This is a genomic window from Mesobacillus sp. (assembly GCF_049588175.1).
In the GTDB taxonomy this organism is placed as follows: Bacteria; Bacillota; Bacilli; order Bacillales; family Cytobacillaceae; genus Mesobacillus.
Genome location: NZ_JBAVFI010000410.1, coordinates 1 through 4,975, shown reverse-complemented (window position 1 = coordinate 4,975; position 4,975 = coordinate 1). Strand labels below are relative to the sequence as shown.

Here is a 4,975-nt window from a genome sequence, read left to right as displayed (position 1 = left end):
ATGTACAACTATATATGATTGATTCCTAAGCCTACCGTTTCGTGTTCCGAGCCTTTAACTGGAGCGCCAATCGTTCCATAAAAAGCGACCGCAATCCATTCTCCTTCACTCTGATCCTCGAAAGGTGTTCCACGGACAATTGCAAATCGAAGGCCAACGGTTCTGCTCATCTCGCCGATAGCAAGATGGCCTCTCGTCACTCCTTCCATTCCTTCCATGATCGCGTGGTAAAGTGCATGTGTTTCGCGGTATAAATTGGGATGAATGAGCCCATGGCGTTTGGCTGCTGTTTCCACTGCGGAAATCACCTTTTGCATATTCATCGATCCAACCTTGCCAATACAATAGTTGGCACCCTTTAAAGAAGGACTAAAAAAACCCATTTCTTCTTCAGTTAAGGATGCAAGCAGGATCGCTGTTTTACCAATCGCTATTCGGTTGCTCATAATAAACCCCGTTTTCTGAATTTTACCTATTAACTAATAACTAATAACTAATCTTAATTTTATGCGTACCACCCGCCTCTGTCAATGGTTATGGGAAATTTTAGTATTCTAATATAGTAGTATGATGCCACGCTAAAGCATCTGAAAAATATATAGTTCAGGCTCAAAAATTTTTTCAATGTTTCGCTTTCGAACAACCCATTTAAAACAACTATTTTAGAATACAGCCTATTAAAAAGAGGATAAAAAAACGTCAAGCTGGCGTTTTTTTATTTATTGCCTTCTACCCATTCAGCAAGCCTGAAGAGAAAACCGTAAATTAAAAGATATGCTTCACTAATAGTTAGATCTTCAGCGTAGCCTTTCACACCATTAAGAGCAAAGTTAAGGCTCCAAATCCCTTCATTGGAATCAAACATTAAATCAAAGCCTTCTCCATCTCCCAGAAGGTTCTCTTTTAAGTATGATTTGATCCCAGAATCATATTTCTTTTGCAGCTTTAGACCAAGCATGACATCATAGGTCCCGAATACATCATCAGCTTCAAAGCTTACTGCATCAACACCTACTATTTCCCACCACTCCGACTCGACATACATAAATTCATTTTTATGCTTTTGGAAATAGGAGATCGGCTGCATTAAGAAATCTGCTGATTCTTTTCCAAGGAACTCTTCAGTTTCTTTGTTTCCTCTTTCTATATAAGCACCTTTAAATCGCTCTTCTTGCGGCAGTTCTGTGATAGGATCTTCTGCTCCCTCAAGAAGGCCTTTTCGGTCTGCGAATTCTTTTTCTTCACTATGTAATTCAATAACACCTTTTGAAGATGCCTCATTGATTTTCCTGGCAAGATAAAGTTCCATTTGTTTTTTCAGCATGTTTACAGTTCCTCCACTTTCTTTCAACTTCTATCTAAATCAAGTTTTATATTGAATGTTTATTAAAGAAATAGCAAATGTTCTTATTCAGTTTTCCCATAATCCAGAAAAGATTTTCCTGCAATATAGTCACCTCCCCATACAAATCAATGCTTTTCCCCATATTCTGTTAATATCATCACCACTCTATAAGAAAGGAGATGCTCATATGAATTACCATCATGATCATGACCATGACTGTGGATGCAAGATGGAGAAACCGAAGAATAGGCACAGGAATGTGCATAAGCACAACAATGACGATAAGCACGACGATTGGGATAAGCACAGGAATTGCGACAAACACAATGATCGCGATAAGCACAACAATCGTGATAAGCACAATGATCGCGATAAGCACGACGATTGGGATAAGCACAGGAATTGCGACAAACACAATGATCGCGATAAGCACAACGATCGTGATAAGCAAAACGATCACGATAAGCACGACGATTGGGATAAGCACAGGAATTGCGATAAACACAATGATCGCGATAAGCACAACGATCGCGATAAGCACAACGATCGTGATAAGCACAACGATCACGATAAGCACGACGATTGGGATAAGCACAGGAATTGCGATAAACACAATGATCGCGATAAGCACAGAGATTGGGATAAGGATTTTCATGACTGTGGATGTAAAAAAGACAGAGACAATGATGATAAAAAACATACCAATAGCTGTGTCTGTAAAAAGGTTCGAGACATCAATGACGCCCAGCATGAAGTGGAACGAAAAAAACATGGCTGCGATGTCAGCTGTGACAGATCAATTAAAGAATTACTGGACCAAAGCAAGCACTCAGACTTCGATACCATTCCTTTTAAATTATTGTGCGGCTGCAAGGGAGATTGCGAGACATTTGTCGGTACAGGTGTAATAAAGATGGACGGATGTTTTTTTGATATTCGTTCTAGCTTTTTCCGTGTTTCCGATTTTGTTAAAGGCTCTGATTGCTGTGCGATACTGGAATTATTGTGTCCTGAGCGGTGCGAAGGAAAGCACAATGGAATTGAAGGTTTCATCAGGACAGGAGCTTGTTTAGAAGTAGATTTAAAGGATTTTACCGGCATTACCTGCTTTCCTCCTGTGAAAGCAAAGAAAATGGACCACAAGAAAATTTTGTGTTCAGACAATAAGAAGAGGTCAAGATAGGAACATTACTTTAGGAAAATTCTATTCTTGGCTTTTCTAAAGGATTGAATATCCAAATGTGTTGCCATGAAAGAATTGGGTTTAGATGATTTAATTAATACCCCACTCATTACCAGTGGGGTTTCTTGATTCATCTATTATCCGCACTTGTCCCGAATTCTCTTAATATGAACACTTAAAGTAAAAATATGTGATTGCCCTCTATCATTCGTCTATGCCATTGTCATCGAACTGGCATATATAATAGTAAGTCAAAAGAAAGAAATGGAAATTCACTGTTTCTTACTGCTTTTGATTATTAAAAAAAGGAGTGAAAAGAATGAAGAAAAATACAGGCTGCGATTCACGGCATGGCTGCCCGCCTCAGCTTAGTTGTGATCAAGCAAAAACTATTCGGGTAGATTGCGATAACGACTCATTCTATCCATATGGCAACTATCTAAAGTACCCAGTTGCAGATATTCCAGTTTCCTTAGCTGAAGTAGAACTTCAAGTAGAAGTAGAATCTGACATTTATCTTCCAACTGCTGCAAGAGAAATCAAGCACATGCGCAGGAATGTATCTTTGACGCAATGCAAAGCGATCCGCTCTGCAATGGATTACAATAAGGTTAAACTCTATATTACTGGTGTTGTCCACAAGAACATCCAGTATGTAGAGCAATGCAGCGGTGTTCTTAAGGATTTTAGCGTAGATGTACCATTTACATGCAGCCAGGCAGTAAAAGTCTTCAACTACCCTGACTATGAGAACCTAAGCCAAAAGAACACTGTCTACGAAAGAAGATTTATCGATAAAAAAGGCCACGGTGCTGATAACTGTACTTCTGGTGCTTTCACGTATGAATTCTATAATGAGCCAATTGAATGCAAATTATTAGCTTCCTTCGTGAACGACTTAGATCTTTACAAAGATTTTGACAATTGGGGAAGATTCAGCCGCATCACTGAAAAAATGGAAGTCGGCCTGTACTTCAAATTGCTTCAAACACAGCAAGTTGATCTTGGCTACAGCTATGGTGACAAAGCAGAAGAATCTTGTGAATCAGGACCTAAGATGGAGCATCATTCAAAAAGCATGAGAGAAAGACTGTCAGAAGTAATCAACCGTAAGGATTACTAGTTTTCGTTAAGGGTGCCTCTACTGAGGCACCCTTATTTAATTTTTACGGTAAAAGAAACCTCTTCAAGTCTATACATTGATTCTGATATAAATCCAGTTGCATCCTTGCAGTACCCTGAACCAATACCTTTTCATTATTAATAAATTGCTCATTCCATATGCAATGTAAATTTGACAGGTGAAAATCAATTTTCTCCGTTAAACTTTCACTGTATTCACGGTGGTATCCATGCTCCTGGCCAAAGGGGGATGTAAACATATATTCTTTATTGTTTTTCCAGGAAAGTTCTGGCTGATGAAGCCAATGGACCTTGATAATCTTTCTCCACGGTATGTGGATTTTTACAGAGTGCATTGCCCCGCAATTATCTACACCAACATAATCAATATCTAACAAAAGAATTCCTTTTGTAAAAAGGTTTGCTGATGGGAGCAAAACTTCAACATCAATTGAGTGGAGTGAGCAATCTACTTTCGTCACGGAGGCTATTGCCCTTGATAAGTTGAAGGTATCGAAGATGTCAATTTCCAAATCAACATCAGCTAGATGTACCGGCAGCCTTACTTTTGTACAAGTTATTTGGTAATCCATTCCTCTGTAAGCAGCCGGAACAAGGTTCATTGATTCTTGATCTTCATACATATACTCATCGGAATCTCTCAGATACTGCCCCGTCTCGTCATCATCATGCTCAAACTCAACATCTTTAACTTCATCTTCAGATTCATCACCCGAAGTTAATAGTTCTCCCGATTCCTCTTCAAGGAAGCTTGGTTCATCAATAGACGATTCTTCATTAAATGAGTCCAGGCTTTCATCATTAAAATCATCAAGATATTCCTTATCATCATGTGATTCGATAAAATCACTTAACTCTTGATCATCGATTTCTTTATATATACTTGTCTTTTTAGACGCAGGTTTTTCTTGAATACTTTTAATGGCTGGCGGAGCCAAAATTAAAGGCATTCCTGACCTTTTACCTTTTGGCCTTGAACGGTTATTATTTTCATTTTGAAATGTTCCAAGATCATGATCGATTTCTTCAAAAACCTTTTCCATTTCAATGTCACTAACCGGCTCGCTTTGTCCTTGACTTACCCAATTTCCTTGAAATGAGTTCATTTCATGAAAAGTTCGGTTTTCATTTTGCATGTTCTACGGAAAGTGCTGAATTCAGTGCATCCTTTCCCTACCCTCCCTTCTCCTTTTCTTAAAAAATACATAAAGGGGCATATACTATTGAAAGCTTAGTATAATACCCCGCCATTTTTGAAATAATTTTTATTCTGATTCGTCAAAGTAATCTGGATCATTTGTTGC

6 protein-coding genes are annotated in these 4,975 nt (G+C 38.5%); 2 read left to right on the top strand and 4 right to left on the bottom strand.

Going from position 1 to position 4,975, the window contains the following annotated elements:
- Positions 1-8 precede the first annotated feature (8 nt).
- From hutP to WB217_RS10280, 3 genes are all read right to left on the bottom strand, one after another.
- Positions 9-446: a hut operon transcriptional regulator HutP gene (hutP, locus tag WB217_RS10290; protein WP_423993117.1), complete on the bottom strand. Its 438-nt coding sequence runs from the start codon at positions 444-446 to the stop codon at positions 9-11.
- 269 nt (positions 447-715) lie between these two features.
- Positions 716-1,324: a branched-chain amino acid aminotransferase gene (locus WB217_RS10285; RefSeq protein ID WP_423993115.1), complete on the bottom strand. Its 609-nt coding sequence runs from the start codon at positions 1,322-1,324 to the stop codon at positions 716-718.
- A 178-nt stretch (positions 1,325-1,502) separates the two neighbouring features.
- The gene (locus tag WB217_RS10280; RefSeq protein WP_423993121.1) at positions 1,503-2,117 is read right to left on the bottom strand and encodes a hypothetical protein; all 615 of its coding nucleotides are present in this window, start codon (positions 2,115-2,117) and stop codon (positions 1,503-1,505) included.
- Between WB217_RS10280 and WB217_RS10275 the strand changes: the two genes are divergently transcribed.
- Together WB217_RS10275 and WB217_RS10270 are read left to right on the top strand one after the other, a co-directional pair.
- A complete protein-coding gene (locus WB217_RS10275; protein WP_423993119.1) occupies positions 2,079-2,528 on the top strand; it encodes a CotY/CotZ family spore coat protein in 450 nt (149 codons plus the stop codon). The two genes, WB217_RS10280 and WB217_RS10275, sit on opposite strands and share 39 nt — an antisense overlap.
- 319 nt (positions 2,529-2,847) lie before the next feature.
- A complete protein-coding gene (locus tag WB217_RS10270; protein WP_423993113.1) occupies positions 2,848-3,651 on the top strand; it encodes a CsxC family protein in 804 nt (267 codons plus the stop codon).
- Between the two features lie 43 nt (positions 3,652-3,694).
- On the opposite strand, the gene WB217_RS10265 is transcribed toward WB217_RS10270, so the two are convergent.
- Positions 3,695-4,714 carry a hypothetical protein gene (locus WB217_RS10265; RefSeq protein WP_423993111.1) on the bottom strand — a complete coding sequence of 340 codons (1,020 nt, stop codon included), beginning with the start codon at positions 4,712-4,714 and terminating at the stop codon, positions 3,695-3,697.
- Positions 4,715-4,975 lie beyond the last annotated feature (261 nt).